General features: G+C 62.2%; 18 protein-coding genes. 9 read left to right on the forward strand and 9 right to left on the reverse strand.

The annotated features are described in order from the left end of the window. Positions 1–9 precede the first annotated feature (9 nt). Genes BLL38_RS04575 through BLL38_RS04590 form a run of 4 tightly spaced genes read left to right on the forward strand, consistent with a single transcriptional unit; the run spans position 10 to position 2,775 of the window. Positions 10–891 carry a type II secretion system F family protein gene (locus BLL38_RS04575; protein ID WP_076961475.1) on the forward strand — a complete coding sequence of 294 codons (882 nt, stop codon included), beginning with the start codon at positions 10–12 and terminating at the stop codon, positions 889–891. Position 892: 1 nt separating this feature from the next. Continuing rightward, positions 893–1,780, forward strand: a complete 888-nt coding sequence (locus BLL38_RS04580) for a type II secretion system F family protein (RefSeq protein ID WP_076961476.1) — start codon at positions 893–895, stop codon at positions 1,778–1,780. Between the two features lie 10 nt (positions 1,781–1,790). After that, a complete protein-coding gene (locus tag BLL38_RS04585; RefSeq protein ID WP_076961477.1) occupies positions 1,791–2,489 on the forward strand; it encodes a tetratricopeptide repeat protein in 699 nt (232 codons plus the stop codon). Positions 2,490–2,508: 19 nt separating this feature from the next. Next, complete coding sequence (locus tag BLL38_RS04590; RefSeq protein WP_076961478.1) at positions 2,509–2,775, forward strand: DUF3613 domain-containing protein; 267 nt, start codon at positions 2,509–2,511, stop codon at positions 2,773–2,775. A 125-nt stretch (positions 2,776–2,900) separates the two neighbouring features. Here the strand turns inward: BLL38_RS04590 and BLL38_RS04595 are convergent, their stop codons facing one another. Together BLL38_RS04595 and BLL38_RS04600 are read right to left on the reverse strand one after the other, a co-directional pair. Further along, the gene (locus BLL38_RS04595; RefSeq protein WP_076961479.1) at positions 2,901–3,671 is read right to left on the reverse strand and encodes a response regulator transcription factor; all 771 of its coding nucleotides are present in this window, start codon (positions 3,669–3,671) and stop codon (positions 2,901–2,903) included. Positions 3,672–3,797: 126 nt separating this feature from the next. Next, positions 3,798–4,271, reverse strand: a complete 474-nt coding sequence (locus BLL38_RS04600; protein WP_076961480.1) for a prepilin peptidase — start codon at positions 4,269–4,271, stop codon at positions 3,798–3,800. 72 nt (positions 4,272–4,343) lie between these two features. Here BLL38_RS04600 and BLL38_RS04605 point away from each other — a divergent pair, with 72 nt between their 5' ends. Further along, positions 4,344–4,781: a TadE/TadG family type IV pilus assembly protein gene (locus BLL38_RS04605; RefSeq protein WP_076961481.1), complete on the forward strand. Its 438-nt coding sequence runs from the start codon at positions 4,344–4,346 to the stop codon at positions 4,779–4,781. Continuing rightward, positions 4,778–7,516 (forward strand): PAS domain-containing sensor histidine kinase, encoded by a 2,739-nt coding sequence (locus tag BLL38_RS04610; protein WP_076961482.1) that lies wholly within the window; start codon positions 4,778–4,780, stop codon positions 7,514–7,516. Before BLL38_RS04605 ends, BLL38_RS04610 begins: the two co-directional genes overlap by 4 nt. Here BLL38_RS04610 and BLL38_RS04615 read toward each other — a convergent pair. The 6 genes from BLL38_RS04615 to pbpC all read right to left on the reverse strand — a co-directional run bounded on the left by BLL38_RS04615 (position 7,513) and on the right by pbpC (position 14,649). After that, complete coding sequence (locus tag BLL38_RS04615; RefSeq protein ID WP_076961483.1) at positions 7,513–9,525, reverse strand: pilus assembly protein TadG-related protein; 2,013 nt, start codon at positions 9,523–9,525, stop codon at positions 7,513–7,515. The genes BLL38_RS04610 and BLL38_RS04615 overlap by 4 nt on opposite strands. Before the next feature lie 356 nt (positions 9,526–9,881). Further along, positions 9,882–10,439, reverse strand: coding sequence for a DUF4136 domain-containing protein (locus tag BLL38_RS04620; protein WP_076961484.1), 558 nt, complete (start codon positions 10,437–10,439; stop codon positions 9,882–9,884). Between the two features lie 45 nt (positions 10,440–10,484). Next, on the reverse strand, positions 10,485–11,087 hold the full coding sequence (locus BLL38_RS04625; RefSeq protein ID WP_076961485.1) for a DUF4136 domain-containing protein: 603 nt from the start codon (positions 11,085–11,087) through the stop codon (positions 10,485–10,487). A 24-nt stretch (positions 11,088–11,111) separates the two neighbouring features. Next, on the reverse strand, positions 11,112–11,861 hold the full coding sequence (locus tag BLL38_RS04630) for a methyltransferase (RefSeq protein ID WP_076961486.1): 750 nt from the start codon (positions 11,859–11,861) through the stop codon (positions 11,112–11,114). Then, positions 11,854–12,162: a MazG-like family protein gene (locus BLL38_RS04635; RefSeq protein ID WP_076961487.1), complete on the reverse strand. Its 309-nt coding sequence runs from the start codon at positions 12,160–12,162 to the stop codon at positions 11,854–11,856. The genes BLL38_RS04630 and BLL38_RS04635 overlap by 8 nt, the downstream gene beginning before the upstream one ends. Positions 12,163–12,318: 156 nt before the next feature. Then, positions 12,319–14,649: a peptidoglycan glycosyltransferase PbpC gene (gene pbpC, locus BLL38_RS04640; RefSeq protein ID WP_076961488.1), complete on the reverse strand. Its 2,331-nt coding sequence runs from the start codon at positions 14,647–14,649 to the stop codon at positions 12,319–12,321. A gap of 99 nt (positions 14,650–14,748) precedes the next feature. Between pbpC and BLL38_RS04645 the strand changes: the two genes are divergently transcribed. Then, positions 14,749–15,042 (forward strand): hypothetical protein, encoded by a 294-nt coding sequence (locus BLL38_RS04645; protein ID WP_076961489.1) that lies wholly within the window; start codon positions 14,749–14,751, stop codon positions 15,040–15,042. Between the two features lie 156 nt (positions 15,043–15,198). On the opposite strand, the gene BLL38_RS04650 is transcribed toward BLL38_RS04645, so the two are convergent. Further along, complete coding sequence (locus tag BLL38_RS04650; protein ID WP_076961490.1) at positions 15,199–20,094, reverse strand: alpha-2-macroglobulin family protein; 4,896 nt, start codon at positions 20,092–20,094, stop codon at positions 15,199–15,201. Positions 20,095–20,569: 475 nt separating this feature from the next. On the opposite strand from BLL38_RS04650, the gene BLL38_RS04655 reads away from it, so the two are divergent. Both BLL38_RS04655 and BLL38_RS04660 read left to right on the forward strand, forming a co-directional pair. Next, complete coding sequence (locus BLL38_RS04655; RefSeq protein WP_076961491.1) at positions 20,570–20,869, forward strand: DUF6124 family protein; 300 nt, start codon at positions 20,570–20,572, stop codon at positions 20,867–20,869. Positions 20,870–21,066: 197 nt separating this feature from the next. Further along, positions 21,067–22,584 carry a M91 family zinc metallopeptidase gene (locus BLL38_RS04660; protein ID WP_083743032.1) on the forward strand — a complete coding sequence of 506 codons (1,518 nt, stop codon included), beginning with the start codon at positions 21,067–21,069 and terminating at the stop codon, positions 22,582–22,584. Positions 22,585–22,650: the final 66 nt, after the last annotated feature.

Below are 22,650 nucleotides of genomic sequence, written 5' to 3' on the forward strand. Positions count from 1 at the left end.
AGCGTCACCATGACCGGCGCCATCCTGATGTTCAGCTGCGTGATCCTGATTGGCGTGTCGGTGCACCTGTTCCTCAGTGGCCTGCACCAGGCGCAAACCGACCGGGTCCTGGAACGGCTCGCCAAAGGCCAGCCATTGTTGGCCGAAGAGCGCGGCCATTGGGTCGGCCTGGAGCACATGTTCCAGCGCGCGGGCCTGGGCAAGCCCACCGACCGCCTGGGCCTGTGGCTGACCGGCTGGATGCTGGGCGCAGCCCTTGGGTTCCTGGTGTGGAGCTGGGCCGGCCTGTTCGCCATGGCCTTGCTGCCGCCCTTGTTGCTGCGGCTGTACATCGCCTGGCGCTATCGGCGGCGGGTCAAGCGGATGATCGAGCAGTTGCCGCAAGTGCTCGACCATACCGTGCGCAGCCTGAAGTCCGGGCGCACCCTGGCCGACGCCCTGCTGGGGGCCATCGACAGCACCGAAGAGCCCTTGAAGCCCGCCATGGCACGCATCCAGCGCAACGTGCAATTGGGGGTCAGCCTGCCCGACGCCGCCAGTGACTTCGCCGAATTCTACGAACAGGACGAGTTGCGCATGCTTGCCCTGGGGCTGAAGGTCAACCACCGCTACGGCGGCAACGCCAGTGACTTGCTGGAGAACCTGATCAAGGTCATCCGCGAACGGGAACAAGGCGCCCGGCAATTACGCGCCATGACCGGCGAGACGCGGGTCACCGCGTTTGTGCTGGCCGGCATGCCGATTGCGATGGTGGGGTATTTCATGCTGATCAACCCCGGCTACCTGCTGACCATGTGGAACGACGACAGCGGCCGCTACATGCTGCTGGCCGCGCTGACCATGCAGGTGCTGGGCTGCCTGACGATGTGGCGCATGTTGCGGAGTATTTGAGATGGTCTTGCTGATCAGTGCCTTGTTGTTCCTGGCTGCGCTCGTGCTGATCGTCGGCCAGTGGCTGACCCAGCGCCGCCGCCTGCGCCTGGTCAACCAACGCCTGCAAGGCCAGTTGGTGCGCGGCGACCGCCTCGGCACCCTGCTCAACCAGTTTGGTAACAGCCAGTTGGCCCAGCGCTCGGTGAACATGGATAACGAAACCCAGGTCCTGCTCAACCGCGTGGGCTGGCGCAAGGCCAATCAACGCGCGATCTTCGCCGCCTGCCAGATTGGCGTGCCGCTGGTGCTGGCCGGCGTGATCCTGGTGGGCGAGAGCTTGCTCTTTCCCAATGCCGACTCCCCGTGGATCGCGCCCCTGCTCGGCCTGGGCGTGGGCTACCTGATCCCCAAGCGCGTCCTCGCCAGCGTGGCCAAGGCCCGCCAGCAGCAAATCTCCCGCGAGGTGTCGACCTTTATCCCGCTGCTGCGCATCCTGTTCGAGTCGGGCATGGCGGTTGAACAGTCTCTGCGCGTGCTCAGTGTTGAAGCGCAGCGCCTGCTGCCGGCGCTGACCCAGGAACTGCGGTTGATCCTGGCACGGGTCGACTCGGGCCTGGAGCTGGGCGAGGAACTGGGCAAGACCGCCCGGTTGCTGGCCGTGGACGAGTTCACCGACACCTGCATCATTCTCCAGCAACTGATCCAGCAGGGCGGCGGCGCCATGAAGTCGCTGCTGGCCCTCAAGCAACTGCTCGACGACCGCCGCTTGACCCGTTTGCAGGAGTTCATCTCGAAGATGTCGGCCAAGATGTCGGTGGTGATGATGGTCTTCCTGTTTCCCGCTTTATTGATTGTGCTGGGGGGGCCGGCATTCATTGCGATCTCCCGGGCCCTGAGCAGTTTTTGAGGAGCGCGCGATGAAAGCACTGATTGCAGGCCTGGGCCTGCTGATGCTCGGCGGCTGTGCCAGCAACGGCCAGACGCCCTGGGCGGCACTGATGACCCCGGGCAGTTGCGCCAAGCCCAGCGCCGAACAGGAGCTGTCATTGAACCTGGCCGACGACATGGCCAACGAAGGGAAGATGCACGCCAGCCTGGCCAACCTGCAAAGCCTGCCGGAGTCTTTGCCGCAAGTGCGCCAGCGCAAGGCCAAGGTCTACCGCCTGCTCGGGCGCAGTGAAGCGCAACCGCTGTACCGCAGCCTGCTGGGCACCTGCATGGCGGCCGAAGGGGAACACGGCCTGGGGCAACTGGCGGCGGCCCAGGGTGACAACGCCCAGGCCCTGGCCCATATGCAACGGGCGGCGCAACTGGCGCCCACCGATGAAAAAATCCGCAACGACCTGGGGGTGGTCTACCTCCACCAACGGCGCCTGGAAGAGGCACGCTTTGAGTTCATGACGGCCATGGAGCTCAAGCAAAGCGATCAACTGGCGGCCGTCAACCTGGTGACCCTGTTGATCTACCAGGACAACTGGGGGCAGGCCGCGCAACTGGCCAGCCAGGTGGGCCTGAGCCCCGAACAGGTCACCGAGGCCCAGGCCCGGGCCGAGAAACTCAAAACCAAGGGCCAGGTGGCGGCGGCCAGCGATGCCCCGCCCGTACTGATCAAATAAGCGCTTGAAGGAGCCGCTGATGAAAATCCATTACCTCACCAGCCTGACGCTGCTGGCCCTGCCCCTGACGGTACTGGCCATCGAGCCGGGGCCCTCGTCCAAGGCCCAGCAGGAAACCGAGCACTGGCTGGGCCTGCAAGTCAGCGGGCAAGCCGCCTCACCCACGGTGCAAAGGGCAACGTCTGCCGAGCGCGAGCTGGCCATGCAACGCTGGATGGAAAGCAAAAAGTTCGCGATCCCCGAAAAATTCAACGAGGACGGCGCCAGCTCGGACGACAGCAAATAAGCCCCGGCACTGGAGAACCTGTGGGAGCGGGCTTGCCCGCGATAGCGGCGTGTCAGCCAGCAAATCTGTCACTGACATACCGCTATCGCGGGCAAGCCCGCTCCCACATGGCTGTACGCAAAGCTTCAGTGCGCCGTCACCCGCTGGCGCAAGGCCGAGTTGCTCGGCGACAGCGCCAACGCCAGTTGGGTACGGTTGTGCATATGGGTCAAGCGCAACACCTGGGACACGTACAGCTTGACCGTGTTCTCGGTAATCCCCAGCTCACAGGCAATCTGGTAGTTGGTCTGGCCCTTGCCGACCAACCGGGCAACATCCAGTTGCCGGGGGGACAGCTGATTGAAGATCGCCGGCACCTCCAGGCGCTCGGCCTCCTCGCCCTCGGCTGGCGGCGTCGGGCCGCGACGGACCTTGTCCAGGTCCTGGTACAGGTCGTCGATGGATTCAGAAAGATATTGCAGCTTCTGGTTCAAATTCCCCAGATGCAGGTTCTTGTGGCGCTCTGCCAGGGCGGCTTCCTGGCGTTGCAGGCCTTCGAGCAACTCATTGAGGTTGATGGGTTTCTGGTAGTAATCGGAGATGCCCACGCGCAAGGCCTTGATCACGTCCTGCTTGTCGGCCCGGCCGGTCAACATGATGGCCTCGAAGGCCCGCTGCTTGCCGGCGATTTTCTGCAAGGCCTGCACCAGCTCGATACCATCCATGTCGGGCATATGCAGGTCACACAGCACCAGGCCGATCTGCGGGTCTTCACTGAAACGTTGCACCGCCTGCTGGCTGGAACCACACGGGACACAGCGATAACCGCTGCTTTCAAGAAATTCGCAAAGCTCCTCCACAATCAGCGGCTGATCGTCGACCACGAGCACTTTTACTGCAGACGTAAGCTTGTTCACGCGCTACTCCATGCCTGGCAAGCCAAAGATTGACCTATCCGTTCCGAAGAACCTTCCTACTTGCTTGTGTAAATAAACTTAGACGTACTTTCCGACTATGTATATAGCGCTACAGAGCGCCCACGACTAATGGAGCCACAACCAGGCCAGGGTAAAACCCACTAGCAGAAACGGCGCAAAGGGCAGTTTCCTTGACGGCTCCACCACCAGATAGCCCAGGCGCGCTCTAACGCCTTGACTGGCAAGGGGCAACAGTCGCGGCCCATAGACCAGCCAGGCCATATTCGCCACGCCGGCGCCGACCAGCGACCACAACAGGTAGGTGGAATCCGACGCCAGCGCCAACGCCGCGAGCAACTTCACATCAGCGGCGCCCAGGCGCCCGAGGGCGTAGCCGGGCAGCGTCAACAGCAGCGCCAGGAAAACCGCCCACACCCCTTCAGCCCGGGAAGCCCCCAGCCATGTCGTGCCGCTCCACAGCAGGTAGAGCAACGCCAGCAGCACGGCGCCCAGGGTCAGGCGATTGGCAATCTGCCGCTGGCGAATATCCTGCACCGTACACACGCCCAACCAGACCAACACCACAAGGCCTTGGATCACGTAAAAACCGTCCCTTTTTGCTGATTGATTCTATGCTGATATCAGGTAGTAACCGTCAGGGTAGTCGCAGTGATGAAAACCAGCCTCCCTAGCAAGCAAAAAGGCGCCGTCGCTATCGAATTTGCTGCGGTGTTCGTGATTTTTTTTGCCGTGTTCTACGCCATGGTCAGCTACAGCCTGCCGCTGCTGCTATTGCAGTCGTTCAACCAGGCCACCGCCGAAGCCGTGCGCCGCAGCGTGGCACTGGACCCCAGCACCCCCAACTACAACACCGCGCTCATCCAGCGGGCGACCCAGACCGTACAAAGCCAATTGCAGTGGATCCCCGCAACCTTCCAGTTCCAGGCGGCCCATATCAACCCGACCTACACCGCGGGCGTGCTGACCGTCGAGATCAACTACCCCTCGGCCAATCTGAAGAACGTCCTGCCGTTTATTGTGCTGCCGGGCATTGGCACGGTGCCCCGGCTGCCGACCACACTGCACGCCCAGTCGAGCCTGCAATTTTGAACTCCGGTGACAAAATCTTCGGCAGGCTGCTTGGCCGCAGCAGCGTCCACGCCCTGGAGACGCCCGCCAACCCGCCGCCCCCAGGCCTGCACATGCGCCTGGACCAGCAAGGCCATGTGCTGCAGATCAGCCGTGCGTTGCACCCACAACTGGCCTACCACCTCAGCGCCCAACCCCACCCGCTGTTGCGCGACCTGCTGTGCCTGCCCGGCGCCCTGAGCATCGAAGGCACCCCCGGCGACTGGCAGCGCCACAGCCTGGACCTGGACTTTCAAGGCGCCGGCGACAACATCTTGCATACCCGTGGCTGGATCGAGCCGGATGGCGATGACTGGATCCTGCGCCTGCTGGATATCAGCGACCTGCTGAACGGCCGGCAATTGGCCCAGCAGCGCGAACAGAACCATCAACTGGCCAGCCAGATGAGCGAGCAACTGCGCGTGTGCAGCCTGACGCGCCTGCCGCACGTGTTCAGCGAGCACCTGCACAGCCTGGCCCAGCGCTGGCACATTCCCTGTGTGGCGATGGTCCTGCTCGACGACCAGGACTGGCGGGTCTACAGCGGCTACAGCGCCCACGATGCGCCGCAATTATGGGAGCCGGGCCAACGCCTCGGCACCTGCCTGGACAGCCTCAACGGCAACACCGCGCTGAGCCTGAAAACCCTCCAGGGCCGCAGCGAACACCCGCGCCTGTACAGCGTGTTTGGCAATGCCGAGGGCCTGCTGGTGCCCTATCGCGATAGCCAGGGCGTTGCCGCCTGGTTGCTGTGCGGGTTCTACAGCGGCCACCCCGACGTCAGCGAGCGTGACTGGCTGAACCTCGCCGCCGCCCTCGCCGCCCCCTTGCTCGGCCGCCTGCGCGAACAGCGTCATCACCAGCACCTGGAGCGGGTAGAAGCCTTGCAAGGCCTGCTCGGGACCGGCTGGTGGGAACTGCTGGCCAGTGGCGAGGAGATTCTGCTGGCGCCGCAACTGATGCGCAGCCTGAGCCCGGAAGATGCACCGACCCAACAAGTGCTGGCCAACTGGCTGGAACTGATCCACCCCGCCGACCGCCAGGAACTCAACAGCCGCCTGCAAGACCTGCAGACCCTGGGCAAGCCCTTGTTGACCAGCGTGCGCCTGCAACGCAGCGACGCCAAGCAGAACCCCATCTGGTATCGGGTCCAGGGCCAGGTGCTGGGGGCCGGCGAGCAGCGGCGCTGGATCGGTTTCATGCTCGATATCAGCGACATCAAGAACCAGCAACTACAGGCCGCCGCCGCCCATGCACGGCTGGACAACCTGATCGCCAGCTCCCCGGCGGTGATCTACGTGCAGCGCTACGTCAACGGTGCGCTGCACCCGGCCTTCTTCAGCGACAGCCTGCTGCCGCTGCTGGGCTGGACCCTGGCCGAATGCACCCACGACACCTCCGTGGAGTGGGTGCACCCCGAAGACCGCGACCTGTACTTCGAGCGCACCCGGCAATTGCTGCGCGAAGGCAGCGTGCGCAGTCGCTACCGTGTGCACGATCGCCAGGGCAATTACCACTGGTTGCTGGACGAAGCCAAGCTTTTGCGCGACGACCTCGGCCAACCGGTGGAAGCCGTCGGCCTGTGGCTGGACGTCACCGAAGCGACCCTGGCGGCGCAACAGATCAAGGACAGCGAAGAGCGCTACCGCCTCCTCGTCGAAGACTCACCGGCGATGATCTGCCGCTATCGCCCGGACCTGACCCTGACCTTCGGCAACACGCCCCTGGCCAACTACCTGGAATGCACGCCGGCACAACTGCCGGGGATCAACCTGGGCCACTGGTTATCGGAGGAGCAACGCAGTGCCTTTGTAAAACGCATCGGCCAGTTGAGCCCGGAATTCCCGGTCAGTACGGCTGAGATCAGCCTGCAACTGCCGGGGCGCGCACATGCATGGTGGGTCTGGTCCGACCGTGGCGTATTCGACGAGCACGGCCAGTTGCAGGAAATCCAGGCCGTGGGCCGCGACAACACCGAAGTGCGCCGCTCCCAACAACAACTGACCCAAAGTGCCAAAATGGCCACCCTGGGCGAGATGGCCACCGGCCTGGCCCATGAGATCAACCAGCCGCTGAACGTGATGCGCATGGCCATCGTCAATATGCTCAAGCGCCTGGGCAACGGCAACGTGCAGATCGACTACCTGACCGAAAAACTCCAGCGCCTCGACGCCCAGGTCCAGCGCGCGGCCAGGGTGGTGGACCATATGCGCGTGTTCGGCCGCCGCTCGGAGGTCGAGCAACAACCTTTCGACCCGGCCCAGGCGGTGGAAGGCACCCAGTCACTGCTCGGCGAAGGCCTGCGCGGCAAAGGCGTGGACCTGCGCATCACCCCCATGGACGGGCACGTGCAGGTCAACGGCCATGTCGATCAACTGGAACAGGTGCTGATCAACCTGGTGGTCAACGCCCGTGACGCGCTGATGGCGCGGCACGAAAAAAACCACGACTTGCGCCCATGGATCGCGCTGTACAGCGAACACGACAGCCGCCACATACGCATCTGGGTCGAAGACAACGGCGGCGGCATAGACGCGCGCTTGCTGGAGCGGATTTTCGAGCCGTTCTTTACCACCAAACCGATTGGCGTCGGCACCGGGCTGGGGCTGTCGGTGAGCTACGGCATTGTGGAAAACATGGGCGGACGCCTGAGCGTCGTCAACAGTGAGCATGGGGCGCGGTTTTGTGTGGAATTGCCGGTGGTGGGTGGGGGTTAGATTACAAGGTAGGCGTGGCCAGATTGGCAGCTCAGGTTGGCGCCTACATCCACTTTATTTAGATCGACGCCTAAGGCCAGTAAGAGGGTGTTTATCAGCGAGTCCAGTAACGGTGTCAGTGTGGTTTTGATCGTACTGATCAGCAGGGAAGTGACGCTATTGAGCGTGGTTCCAAGACCACCAATAAGATTGCCTAGCAAATTTTCGTTTCCGGGCTGCGGGCCATACATATTTAGAACAAGCCCCGCTGCTGCTCCCTTGGCAGGGTCCGTGAGCCCACTAACGATATTGCTGGTGGTGTAAGCGTAATAAAACGGTTGCTGCGAAATTTCCGGCAAATCGGGAGAGAGGTAAGTATGCGCAAGGTTTTTACTCCCTCCGACATCGATATTGGCAGATAACCCAATACCACCTCCTACAGAGGGAATACGGGCATTGCAGTCATTGAATATCAGAAAGCGGCGGCATGACTCAGTACCGATATCAACAATCTTCAAGGGTTTCACAACCATCTGGGGCGGAGCTTGACTACTGCCGAAAATGCTGGATAAGCCGTCAACTTGACCCAGTTTCAGATTGACCAGCGAGGTATTGGTGCTGGTTGTCAGGCTTTTATTGGTAGGGCTTGCGCAGCTGTAGGCAGTTACCCAACTACTGGCGCTGGCAGCCTCTACCGCAATATCCACATGGACAGGCGGAGGCAGAATCTGCAGGTTGGGTGAAGTACACAGTGCACCCAAACCACATGTCAGCGCATTGATCGCGCCCACAATATCAAGCTGTAGCAGCGCTCCCACCGTGTTTGCCAGAGGGCCCGCCAATCCGGTCACACCGTTCACCAAATCTAGGACCGTGTTCAGTACGGGCAAGTTGACCGAGAGCAGAACTCGTAGTTGAGACGTGCGCACATAGATGCGATTCGGACCGGTTTCAGGATTATGTCCTGCTGCTACAGCTTTGGCTGGATTGCCAACAGCAGATAATTGAGGCGGCTGTAAAACCTGAACCGTAGCGGTGATTTGCGCCACTCCAGGCAAGTCAATCGGGACACTTGCCAACAGGCCGTTTTTCTTGTTGGCCAGTTGCACAAAACCTTCGATCAGATCAAACACCCGCATGTTCACTGCCAGAGACGCCACATCAGTGCCACTCGCAATCTGCAGAATATCGCCCAATACCACTTGAGTAGTACCCGCTGCCGTCTTGAGCGCTTTCAAGCCGACAATCGTTACATCCGTGGTCAGGGTGTTAGTGGGATCCAATACATTGATCGCACTTTGAATTAACTGGCCGACACCGAGGGTATTGCCAAGAACTTCTGTATAACCAACCGCCGTCAGCCCCAGATCAAGCTTTAGTCGATCCAGATAATTCAGCAGAGAGATATTGGTATTAATCAAACCATTCCACCCGGCCACCGACAGGTTCAGTCCACCGCCCAACAACCCGCCGAACAAAGCGTTGAGAACAGAAGCCTTGCTGGCTGAGTCCACAACCACGGCGGTGCTGCGGATTGTGAGTGCGGCCACTGGGGTCGCCAACGCCGCCACCGCCGTCGCACTCAAGGTCGTATTAGCGTTATACGTCCCACTGAACAACCTCCACACCCCGTTGGCGATACCGGTCGTGATCGTGTGGGTAGCGACAACGCGGATGGCTTCGTTCTTGGTGGCATCGACAGTAAAGACACGGATGTTGAGGGCATTGGTCAGCAACGTCCCGCAAGTCACCGCCAGTGCGCGGGAGCTGTCGCTGGCGACGACGGTGAAGCCGTTGCGGGTGGCATTCTGCTTGGCGTAATCGACGGCCGTGGTGCTGCCGGAACACTGCCCGCCACGGTTGGCGGCTTCCAGGGCGGCGGTGTCGGCAATGGCCTGCAGCTTGCGTTTTTCCAGGTACAGGCGGCCGCTATCGACCACCAGCAATAGAAACACCAGGGCCAATGCCAGAGTGCTGGCGAATACCAGGCCGATTGCGCCACGCTGGCCAGAACGAAGTCGGGGAGACATCGAGCACTCCTTTGCCGGCGAACTGCCGAGCGCTTACTCTCCTGTAGTGAACAGCAGTGTAGACAAGGCTTGCAGGGGGCGCTGGCAAGTTGCCAGTTTGGCGACTGGCGGGAAGCCCAAGGGCACACGCAACACCTGTAGCTGCGATGCGGGCATCTCGGGGTATCGGGTGTACCGAGGCGATCCCATCGCAGCCTCGCCGGGGCTCGACAGCTCCCACAAGGGAGCGGCGGCACCTGTAAATTTGTCTCAAGGAACACCGATCAAATGTGGGAGCTGTCGAGCCCCAGCGAGGCTGCGATGGGATCGCCTCGGTGTACCTGTTGCACCGCAGCACCCGCATCGCAGCGTGCCACTTACCGTGGCGGGTAGTTGGACAGCACCTTGGTCACCGTCGCGCGGATCGCGGCGCTGCGGTCCTGTGGGTTGGGCGAGCTGCTCATCATCTGTTCGTCGCTGCCGCGCCACACCAGCTTGCCGTCCTTGCCGTCGAGCAGGTCGATCTGGAGGGTGGCGACCTTGTAGGTAACGTTGCGGGTTTCGTTGTACATCGGCGCGCCCCAATAGCCATTCCACGGGCCGCCCCAGGCGCCGCCGTAGTTGGTGGTGACTTGTTGCTGGCGGTCTTCGACGATCAGGTAGGCCTGCACGTTCACATCAGCCTTGGCCCCGGGGGCTGCCGGGCGCAGGCCGCGTTGGTCGAGCTGGTCGGCCACTGCCTGGCGGATGCGCTGTTCGGTCAGGTCGCTCTTGATCCGTGGATCGTCGGGGCGGTACTGCAACGCCGGATCTTTCCAGGCCCAGCTGCGGTAGGCGGCAAAGTCGCGGCTGGCGTCAAAGTCGTGGTTGACCTGATGGGTCTGGCATCCGCCCAGCAGCACGGCAAAAGCAAGCAAAGCGATACGACGCAACATGGTAGTTCTCCAAAGGGCAAACCCAATCTGAGATGAGAATAGCTGTTAACTCGGAGGATACGCCGTCATGGCCTTCTGCACAGCCTGGCGCAAGGCATCGCCGCGTTCACTCAGGCTGCCCTGGCTGCCCGTTTCGGCGCTGGCGCTCCATACCGGCTGGCCCGTGCGAGCGTCGAACAGGTTGACGCGCACCACCACGACCTGCACTTCATAGGTGCGCACGATCGGCACCGAGTTGTACATGCCGTAGCCGTTGCCATAGCGGTTGTAGCCACCGTAGCCATAGCCATAATCGTCCTGTACCTGGCGCAGGCGTTTCTCCAGATGCACATCGGCGCTGACCAGCAAGTCCGGCGCGCGCGGGCCATGCACCGGGCGCAGGCCGCGCTGATCGAGGGCGCCACTGACGGCTTCGGCGATCTGCGCAGGATCTGCCCAGGCCGAGCCCGCCGGCAACTGGCCGTTGCGCCAGGCCCAATTGCGGTAGGCGCCATAGTCGCGCACCGGCGCCGGATAGGCGCTGGCGTCAAAGGTGTTGGCCGCCTGGGCAGGCGCCGGCGGCATGGGTTTGGACGCCGCCACATACGGGTTGTGGCTGGAGCAGGCGCCCAGCCCCAGGCACAGCAGGATCAATGCACAGCGCTTCATTTCGATCTCCGCAGACTGGGCCGCTTAAACCGGACGGCAGATCCAGTGCAAATAACGCCCAAGTCCGGCAAAGCTTGGGTGACGACGGTGAGCGAGTTCCATCTCCAACACGTCCTGCAAATGGGTACGGGCCTGGAATTCCATCGGCATATAGTCGTGGAACACCCGCACCCCGCTCTGGCTTTCGACCTGCCACAGGCCTTCAAGTTGCGCCGCCAGCTCCCGTGGGTCCAGGGGCTGTTGCGGGGTCAGGCTGTGTTTTTCGCCGGCCATGTCGTTCTTGCGCATCTTGCGAAAGTGCCCCTTGAGCAAGTTGCGGTAAATCAGCGCATCCCGGTTGTAGAACGCCAGGGACAACCAGCCCCCCGGCGCCGTCAACTGGTGCAGCACCGGCAGGATCGCGTGGGGCTCGGCCAGCCATTCCAGCACGGCGTGGCACAGCACCAGGTCGTAGGGCTCGGTGAGCTGGCCCAGCAGGTCCTGCCACGGCGCCTGGATGAACGTTGCACGCTGCCCCGCCTCGGCGAACCGCTGGCGAGCGCCCTCCAGCATCGGCTCGGCGGGCTCGGCCAAGGTCACCTGATGCCCGCGCTCGGCCAGCCACAACGACATATGGCCCAGGCCTGCGCCGATATCCAGCACGCGCAACGGCCGCGCCGGCAAAGCCTCGGCCAGGTCGGCCTGCAACACTGCCAGACGGATCGCGCCCTTGGCGCCACCGTAGATCTTCTCGGCAAAGCGCGTGGCCAACTGGTCGAAATGACGATCACTCATGGCTAAACCGCCGCTCATTGTCGGCCAGCTTGGCGCTGACCACCTGGTTCATGTCCAGGCCCAGTTCGCCGCACAACAGCAGCAAGTAGAGCACGATGTCGCCCACTTCCTGGCCGGCATGGGCGAGTTGGTCGGCGGGTAACTGGCGCGACTGGTCTTCACTCAGCCACTGGAAGATCTCCACCAGCTCGGCCATTTCGACGCTGGCGGCCATGGCCAGGTTTTTCGGGCTGTGGAATTGTTTCCAGTCGTTGTTATCGCGGATGCGATGCATGCGTTCGGTAAGGTGTTCGAGATTCATGGGGCGCTCCTGAAGGGGTATAGCTTCGGGCTCAAAGGCGGGGATGGCAAATAAATTTACGGCGCTTGTCAGGGCGCTATCGCAGGCAAGCCAGCTCCCACATTTGGCGGTGTTTACAAATCAACATGGGGGAGCTGGCTGGCCTGCGATGGCGGTCTAATCGACCACGCTGAACTCAACCCTGGCCGTCTGCCCCGCCTCATCGAGCACACTCAGTTGATAGCGCCCCAACTGCTCCAGGCTGGCATTGATACTGTCCTGGTTGGCACTGTCGCCCAGCGGCGCGCCATTGAGGAACCACCAGCGCCGCCCACTGCCGCCCAACGCCGATAGCTTCAAGCGCAGTTGCTGCTGGCTACCCGCCGGCAAGCGCAGCTGGTCGCCCTCACGCACGCCCACCACCGACAACGGCGACGCCGCTGCCAGCGCCGGGGGCGGGCAATCCGGGTCTGGCGCCGGGATACGCGCGTCACGCCGCTCGATCCTCGGCAACCACGGCTCCAGCGGCGCCGGCCACAGGGCAATGTCCCGTGAGACCGCGCCCGGGCAACTGGCCGCCACGCGCAAACCCTTGGCATTGACCCACACGGTTTCCATCAAGCCGACACCCAAGGGCTGATCCAGGGCCTGCAAGGTCGGCGGCGTGGTGCTGTCCAGCGTCCAGGCAAACCGCTGGCGCCGGCAATTGGGGTCGCTGCGGCTCATGGGCTGGCCCAGGGGCCAACAGATCGCCGCCACGCCGACATTCATCGGCACCGCTTTAACCGGCGCGGTAATGCCGCGCTGGCTGTCGCGGTTGGTCAATACATCGTGCACTTGCAGCATCAACGGCGCCGCCGACGCCAGGCCGAACTGGCCGGGCACCGGGGTGCCGTCCGGGCGGCCGATCCACACACCAATCAAATAGCGCGGCCCGACCCCAATGGCCCAGGCATCGCGAAAGCCGTAGCTGGTGCCGGTCTTCCAGGCCAACACCGGGCGCTGCACCAGCTCGGCCCGGGGATCGCGGTCTGGCCGCGCCTGGCCACTGAGGATGCGTCGCACAATCCACGCCGAGCCTGGCGATAACAGAGGGCGCTCCTTGAGCACATCATCGGGCTGCAAACGAATGGCCGCGCTCTTGCCGTCGCGGGCCAACGCGCTGTAGCCGCCCACCAGGTCTTCCAGGCGGCTGCCGGCGCCGCCCAGGATCAATGCCAGGTTCGGCTCAGCCAGCGCCGGTAGCGCCAGGGGCATGCCGCCGATGCGCATTTCTCCGGCAAAGCGCTTGGGCCCGTAGGCTTCCAGCAACTGCACCGCCGGCAGGTTCAGCGAACTGGACAGCGCCGTACTGGCCGGCACCGCGCCGGTAAAACCCATGGAGAAGTTGCCCGGCCGGTAATCGCCATAGCGCCGTGGCACGTCCTGCAGCAGCGATTCGGAGTGAATCAGCCCCGCGTCCAAAGCCATGCCATACAGGAAGGGCTTGAGGGTCGAGCCCGGCGAGCGCAGGGCGCTGATCATATCCACATGGCCAAAGCGCCGTGCGTCGTTGATATCCACCGAGCCCAGGTAGGCGCGCACGGCCATGCTTTCTTCCTCAACCACCAGGATCGCTGCCGAAGTGTGCTCCGGCAGCCGCGCACGCCAACCCAACAGCAGGTCTTCGAGACGGCGTTGCAGGGTCGCGTCGAGAGTGGTGCGAATCAGTGGCGGGCTGTCAGGGCGGTTCAGGCGGCGCGCCAGCAGCGGCGCCAGGCTGGGCTCCAGGCGCGGCGCCAGCAACAGGGGTTCTTCCAGGGCTTCATCGACCGCCGATTGCGGCCACACCTGGAACTCGGCCAGGCGCCGCAGCACTTTGTCCCGGGCCTCCTGGGCGCGCTGCGGGTGGCGGTCCGGGCGCAGACGGCTCGGCGCCTGGGGCAGCACTGCGAGCAAGGCGGCTTCGGCGTGGGTCAGTTGCTGCGGCGACTTGCCCAGGTACGCCCAACTGGCCGCCGCCACGCCCTGCAACGTGCCGCCGAACGGTGCGCGATTGAGGTACAGGTTGAGGATCTGGTCCTTGGACAGGTGCCACTCCAACTGCGCCGTGCGCCACAGCTGGCGAAACTTGCCCGGCAAGGTGCGCGAATGGGGGTCGAGCAAGCGCGCCACCTGCATCGACAAGGTGCTGCCGCCCGACACCACCCGTGCACCGGTGAGGTTCTGCCAGGTCGCCCGCACCAGGGCCAGCGGATTGACGCCGGGGTGCTGGTAGAACCAACGGTCTTCGTAGGTCAGCAGCGCATCGAGGTAATACGGCGAGACTTCGCCGGTGGCCACCGGGTAACGCCATACGCCGTTGGCATCGGCGAAGCGCCACAGGGGCGTGCCGTCTTCAGCCAGCACCACACGGGCCAGGTCGTCCTTGGGCAGCGGCAGGGGCCAAAGGCGGTCGGCCAGCCACAGCAGGGCGATCACCACCAACAGGCTACCCAGGGTAGCGCGTGCAACTATTCGCAAATTCAAACGGGCAAACCTCTATGCTTCTAGGGAACTCGCCCAGGGGATTGGCGACCAAAGGCTCAGGTCCGGCAGATACGCCCACCCTTTCATCAGGAAACTCATATGCAGGTAGAAAGCTTTTTTGAATGGCTGGGCCAGGCGCTCGGTTCGATCATCCGCTTTATCGTCGACGGGCTCAGTGGCTTGTTCGGCGCCCTGACCCATGCCGGTGGCAACTTTATCGATGGCCTGTCGCGCACCCTGGGCATGGATACCTCGATCGTCAGCATCATCACCCTGATCATTGGCCTGATGCTGCTGTATTCGGCAGTCCGGGCGTTTATGCGGGCCTCGATCATCATGGGGATTATCTGGTTGATGCTGGGGTTGTGGCTGCTCAGTTGGGTTGTGCATTAAGTACAGACCCTGTGGGAGCGGGCTTGTGTGGGAGCAGCGGTGCGACTTGCTCGCGATAACGGTGTATCAGCCACCGAATGTATGGGCTGAAAGATCGCTATCGCGGGCAAGCCCGCTCCCACATAAATCTACCGCCAGTTCCTATAGGGGTTGGGCTTAACGGCCCTTGATCACCATATCGGCCGGGGTCTCCCCCACTGCCTGCCAGTTCGGCCGGTACATCGACTCCACTTGCGGCGGCGGTACGCGATAGGTCCCCGGCGTGACCGCGCGGGCCAGGTACAGCAGGTGCGTGGTGCCGTAACCATCCAGGTTCAGCGCGGCCACATAACGATCATCGCGGTATTCCTGATGCTTGATCGACGCATTTTGCATCGACTCGCGCCATTCCTTGACCTGGCTGCTGGCGTTTTCCAGGCTGGCGGCGCTTTGCCCCAGGTTCTGGTTTTCCAGCTCCAGGCCGGCCGGCAACAGGTCCACCACCAGGGCATCCGGCACCCGTTGCTTGTTGGCGCTGACGGCAATGTGCACCAGCACCAGGTCGCCGCTGCGTAGGCTTTGCAGGTTCAGCGGCTGGCCATTCATCCCCAGGTACTCGCGGCGAATGCTCAGGTTTTCGCCACCCGCTACCGGGGCGTGCTGTGGATAACCGGAGATACTCAATTGCTGGTAGATCGGCTCGCTGCCCGGGTTGCGCAGGGTCAGCGGTGAAGCCAGCAACGGACCTTCCAGCTTCAGGCCGGACTGGCCATTGTTCAGCTCACGGGTTTCGCCGCCGCTGTGCAGTTGCGCAGTCCAGTTGGTTTCCGGCTTGCCCAGCAAGCCACGCCCGGCGAGGAACAGCGAGTTGCGCTCCTGGGTCGACAGCCATGGGCTGGCCGCCATCTGGTCCGACAGCTCGAACAGGCGCTCTTCACGCTTGCCCTTGGCCAGGTCGTTTTCTTCCAGCAGGGCCAGGATCATCGCCTGGTCGCGCAGCGGGCTGCCGTAGTCGGCCAGCCATTCATTGGCCTTGCGGCGCACCGCCAGACCGGCCAGCGATGCCTGGTCGGCACGTGGCTGGTCGCCCATCTTCTGCAAGGCAATCGCCAACTGCACCAGGGGCAGGCCGGAACGCGCATCGCTGCGGCGTTCAAACAGGCTGCGCAACGCGCCCAGCGGGGCCTGTTGGGTGCGCGCCAGCACCAGGCCGGCATAGGCCTGTACGGCAAAACGCGTGTGGTCGGCATTGTCGCTGTAGTCGACCTCGATCAGGTTGCGCTCCTGCACATAACGCAGCAGGCGTTCGCTGGCCTTTTTCAGCGCCTCGGGCGGTACGGCAAAACCCTGGTCGCGGGCGCGTAGCAGGAAGTCGGTGACATAGGCCGTCAGCCAGTATTCCTCATCGCCATCCGCGCCCCACAAGCCAAAGCTGCCGTTATAGCGCTGCATACCCAGCAGGCGCTCGATACCCAGTTCGATCTTGCGCTTGCGCTCGGCATCCGGCTCGCCGGTCAGGCCCAGGCGCGTCAGTACGGCGGCATCGGCATAAAGGGATGGGTACAGGCCGCTGGCCGTTTGTTCCAGGCAGCCATACGGGTAGGCCTTGAGCGCACGAATCTGCTCGCCCAGGTTCAACGGCGGGCGGCTCGATAGGCTCAACAGCGCCTCACGCCCGGCCGGTTCAAACAGGGCCAGCTCGCTGTCCGGCAGGCTCCAGGCCTCGTCCTTGAGCACCGCGCGGTATTGCTTGAGCAGCGCCGGATAAGCCGGGCGCACGCCCAATGTCCATTCGCGGGTAAACGCCGGCAGGTTCTCGCCCGGCAGGTCCAGGCCATTGACCGTGACCTTGAGCTTGCCCTGGCCAAAACCGCCCAGTGCGCGCACCGGAATCTGCAAGGTGGTGCGCTGGCCCTGGGTCAGTTGCACACTTTGCGATGGCTCGCCCAGCAGGGTCAACTGCCCTTCGGCAGTCAGTTGCACATCCAACTTCTGTGCCTTGCCCGACAGGTTGGACAGGTCCAGCGCCAGGCGCGTCTGGTCGCCGCCCGCGAGGAAGCGCGGGGCCGACAGCTCGGCAATCAACGGCGCGGCGATCACGGTCTTGGCTTCGGCCATGCCGTAGCGGTCATCGCTCCAGGCCTGGGCCATCAGGCGCAACTCGCCGTTGAAGTCGGGGATATTCACGCTGACTTCGCCCTCGCCCTGGTCGTTCAAGGTCACCGGCGCGCTTTGCAGGGCGACGATGGTGACGCTGGTGTCCGGGCGCTTGCCGCCCTTGGCCAGCGCCGCGTCACCGCCAAAGGCCAGGCTGGCCAGGCGCCCCTGGCCGGCTTCGATCAACTGCCCGTAGATATCGAACTGGTCCACCCCGTAGGCCTTGCGACCGAACAGGCTGGCATACGGATCCGGCGTCGGGTATTCGGTGATGTTGAGGATGCCCACGTCCACCGCCGCCACCAGCACATGCACCTGTTTGGGCACGCTGCCATCGGCATTTTTTGCCGCGACCTTGACCGTCAGTGGCTGCTTGGGGCGCATTTTTTCCGGCGCCGTCAGGGTCAGGCCCAGCTTGCGCTGAGTACGGTCCAACGGCAGATGCAGCAAGCCCACTGCGCGTTTGGGGGTGATATTGGCCTTGCGCTCGCCGGGACGGATCACCAGAGCACTCACATACAGATCATGGCGCGACCATTTCGGGTCGAGCTTCACCGCAAAGCTCTTGCCTTCGGCCGGCACCTCGATCTCTTGCCACCACAACGGGCCTTCGCTGGACTCCACCAATAGGTAGCCTTTACCGGCCGCCGGTGGGGTGACGGTGACGTTGGCCGTGTCGCCATCGCCATACGCCGGTTTGTCCAGCGCCAGCTTGACCTGGTCCGGGCGCACGGCGCCGCCTTCGGTGTTGTCCTGAGCCTGGTAGCCGGCCCAGAAACGCTTGCTGCTGATCAGCCCGGTCTGCGGGTCTTCGACTTCAACGCGGTACGGGCCCCACTCCACCTGGAAGCTGACCTTGGCCGTGTCGCCGGCCTTGATGTTGACAGTCTGCTCATCGAGGTTGAGGAATTTCTCGTTGTAGTGATAGCTCCAGCCGTCGTTGTCCGAGTAGTTCCAGTAGTAGTCGCGGCGCTCGCGGATCAGGCGCACCTTGAGGTTGTCGGCCGCGAGTTTCTGACCGTCCTGGTTGGCCAGCAGCACCTCGAATTCCGCGGGGCCATCGCCATCGGTTTCCTTGCCCTCGAACAGGCCGCGCAGGCCGGGCAGTTGCTCGGCCGGCCAGACCGGTTGCACCAGGCGCCGGGTGATCGGGCGCCCGCCGGACTCTTGCAGGCTGGCCTGCACGATCAGTTGCAATGGCGACTTGGCCTCGCTCCACTTGCTTTCCAGGGTCAGTTTTTCCTGGCCCTGGGCATCGAGCACGCTTTCGTCCAGCTCAAAATCCTGGCTCAGTTCTTCTTCCGTTACCGAGCCAAACTCATAGCCTGGCAGGGCTTTGACCGCCTCGCGCAGCGGGCGCACATACACTTGCCCGCTCAGGCGATTACCCGCCGCCGGGGCGCCATAGAGGTAGCGGCCGTTGACCTGGATAACGGCGTTGTCCGCCGGGCTCAAGGGCGTGTCGCTGCCCTTGAGCTCCAGGGCCAGGCGCTCGGGCAGGAAGTCCTCGACAAGGAACTCATACAGCTGCGGCCTGCCGTCACCCAGGTCGAACACCAGTTGCCAGCGCCCGGTCGGCGCTTCGCCGGCCAGTTGCAGGGGGTATTGATAGAGGCCCGAGGCATCGGCCTCCCATACAAATTTGCGGCTGACCTGTTCATCCGGGCGGCGCACTTCGACACTCACCGGTTGCGGCTTGACGGCATTGCCGTCCTTGTCACGCAGCAGGGCGTTGAGCAGCACGGTTTCGCCCGGGCGGTACAGGTCGCGCGGGCCGAACACGAAAAATTGCAGCGGGTGCGCAGGCTGGCCGCCGATATCGAACTCGGCCAGGTCCAGCGCCGCGCTGTCGAGGCGCAACAGGCTGGTTTGCTCGCCCTGCTTGGCCAGCAGCACCTGGGCCTTTTTCGGCAGTGGCAGTTCGGCATGGCCGCCCTTCTCGGTCTTGCCCTGGCCCAGCACGCGGCCTTCGGCATCGAGGATTTCCAGCTCGACGCCATCCAGCGCCTTGCCGCCTTCCAGCGCCTGGGTAAACACATCCAGGCGGTTGGCATAACGGTGTACCGACAGGCCGATATCACTGAGGGTAAACAGCGTGGCCGGTTGCGAATAGTTGTAGGTGCCCGAAGCGCGCATCACCGCCAGGTACACGCCCGGCTGTTGCAGTTGCTTGAGACCGGCGATGGGCAGCAGCAGGGTTTCGCGGGTATTGCGCGCAGGATTGAGGTCGAAACGGCCGCCGTACACCAGGTCGGCCATGGGCAGCAGTTCGCGGGATTCATAGCTTTGCAGGCTGGTGTTACGGCCCCATTGAGCGAGGAAGGCCGGCAGCGATTCGGGCTTGATACGGAAGAACTCGACGTCGATCTTGTCGACATTCAGCGCGATCACCGGCAAACCTTCGGCCAGGCGGGTGGGCAACAGGGTGCCACGGCTGGCGAAACCGACGGTGGCTTGCAGGTCGCGGGTTTCCAGGCGCGCAATGTACTCGGCGGCGAGCTTGGCGTCATTGACGCCGCGCAGGCCGGCGTCCACAGTCAGCACCAACTTGCGCTGGGGCTCCAGGTGGCGCAGGCGCAGCTCCATCAGGTTATCGGAAAGCTCCCAAGCCCCATCGACCTTGCCGGACTTGCTGTCCACCAGGTGCAGCTTGTCGGCGAACTTCTGGTCTGGGTCCAGAGGGATCGAAAAACTCACCGACAAGGTGCTGGCGCCATCCAGTTGCACCTCAGACACATCCACCACGCTTAACTCACGGCCGGCATAACGCTGCTTGAGCGTCGCCACATCCACCGCGGCCTTGGCCGGCGCCGTCACCGCTGCCGCAGGGGCCGCGGGAGCTGCTGGTTTGTCGGAAGAATCGCAGGCGCTCAGCAGGGCCAGCGCACAGGCCAGGAACAATCCTTTGTTAAGCATGGGGCACTCGTTGTAAGGGTGTCTGAGGGGTGAACTATATATCAGCGCCAGTGAAGCGGGTTATGGTGGCGATCACATTGACCGACGGAGGGTGGTTTGGTTCTCGATCACCTCAAAAGCGCAGAAAATTCCCTATGGGAGCTGGCTTGTCGGGCTGGCATTTGGTCATGGTTTGTAAAGGGCCAGCAAGGCGTGTCGCTTTAAATTGCAGGACGTTTCCTAGACAATCCTTGGCGCCTTGTGCCTGTTGGAATCGGTGACTAGTCTGCGATCCGTCACTGCTTATCAGTGATCGGGTTTAGTCGCCCGACTCCAAATTCGGCGCATGGTCCATGTAGTTTTATGGTGGCTGTGCGCAGGGCGCCTTCGGGTGCGCCGGAGTTTCCGATTTTGGCCGGTCGACTAACCTGCGTACAGCCGCCACCTTCGTTAGTCGCGACAGGTTCGGCTTCAGAATCAAATTCGGAGCTAAGCCATGAATAAAATTGTCCCCGACCCACCCTGCGACCTGCTCAACGACCGCGCCGCCTTCAATCGCGCCCTCAGCCACTATCTACCGACCCAGGGCTTCCACTCCATCAGCGAAGAACTGAGTTTTGAAGACTCCCTGCTCTACACCGCCAGCCTGCTGAACAGCGCCTCGGCCACTGCGCTCGACTGTGGTGAACACTTGCCCGGTGCCGAACGGGCCAAGGTGCTGGCGGTGTGGCATTTGCTGGAGATCGCCAAGACCACGGTCGACCGCTCTATCGAGTGCTTGCATCCCCCGGGATAAACGCGATCAACAAGGTAGGAGCCTGCTTACCGACTCCTACCTTCAAAATCCAATAAACCCGCTCGCTGATCCCGGACAACCAACTCCTCGCTCTCGATTAGTTACAAACACATGCAGCTTTTTTTCGGATTAAAAACCACAGAGTCTTTAAACCTGCGAGGTTAAACAGTGGCCCTCATAACAAGGTAGATCTGTAAATGAATATACTCCCGAGCCCATCAACACCGCCCACCCCCCCTCCAGCTGCCAACACGCCTAAAATACAAGAAGGCCTACGTTACCTCACGCCTTTAGTCGATGATGGCAACGCCAATATCCAACATCTATCAGATTATAAAACCGACCCTCAAGGCAAGCTGGTCCCGAATGCCAGCAGAGTCCTGATTACCACTGCAGATCGGGCTGACACTATCAACATCACGATAGGGGCAGACCAACAACTCAATGCACGTATAAATGGCAAAGACTACAAACTACCACTAAATGCAAACAACGATGTGCACTCGCTGAGAATCCAGACCCAAGGAGGTAATGACCGTATTACCGTAGACAAGAACATCAACATCGAAATGCACATAGACGGTGGCGACGGTGATGACTATATCGAGGCCAATGGACGAACCGGCAGCGTATTAGGAGGCAAAGGCAACGATTACATACGCCTGGGCACCGGCCATATGGTTGCCTTGGGCGGAGATGGCGACGACATCATGATCGCAGGCACCGGTAACTCCACGATGCTGGGTCAAAAAGGCAACGACAAGTTATACGCCGACTATCCCGCACCGAAGACCAACCTACGCCAGGTTTACCTCAATGGCGGCCAGGGTAACGACGAACTCTATGCCGGGACCGGCAAAACCATCTTGAACGGCGGCCCCGGCAACGATAAGCACGTAGGTTATCGTCAGACTACTTTCTATACCGGCGCGGGCCAGGATACAGTCCATTCCTATGATGTTCAGGATCGGATCTACGCTAAAAAAACCGACACGATCCACAAACCCGCACAGGTAAACACCACCCATGTTGAATACAACAGCAACGCGGGTAAAAAAGGCCTGAAAATAGAAGGCACTCCAGAGTTCACTGAACAAACAGAGGATTACCTTGAACAACTCAGGGGATCGCCGGTCGGGCAGAAAGTACTGCAGGAAATGGACCGCCTTGCCGAAAAAAATGGCACCCACGTCACCATAAGTAGATCCCCGCTGTTTGAGGCGAACACTTACAGCCAATCTAATTCGGTTGGAGAGATCCCACGCGCCAGCCGGCTTCCTGAGCATGAATTTCTGCCTGAATACGGCCATATAACAAATGGCGTCGCCGGATCAAAAGCCGTAGATGGCGTAATCGGCTTTCTTCCAGAGCATTTCACGAAGGCCTTTGACACATCCCCCTTAATCGCCATGGACCATGAAACAATTCATGCCATCGTCTTTGCCGAGGGCAAAGGCATAGCCGGCGATAAGCCGATCTTTGATAAAGAAGGCAAGCCGGTCATGTTCCAGGGCGCACAGCTCAGGGTGAAGAACGCAGAGTATCAAGCTGTCGGTCTACCAACCAAAACCCGACCCTTCGACTTCGACAACGATCCCTCGACACCGCCCACAACAACCAACACGTCGCCGTTCACGGAAAACGCCCTGCGTGAAGAAATGGGCATACCGCTACGCGATCGATACGCGGAAGAAGAGCCCCCACTCATCGGTTAGGGCTGGGGCACAAGCCCCCTCACAAGACTGCGCCTGGAATCACGCTGGCTGTTTTTCAGCCAGCAT

The organism is Pseudomonas gessardii, from assembly GCF_001983165.1.
GTDB classification, from domain to species: Bacteria; Pseudomonadota; Gammaproteobacteria; order Pseudomonadales; family Pseudomonadaceae; genus Aquipseudomonas; species Aquipseudomonas gessardii.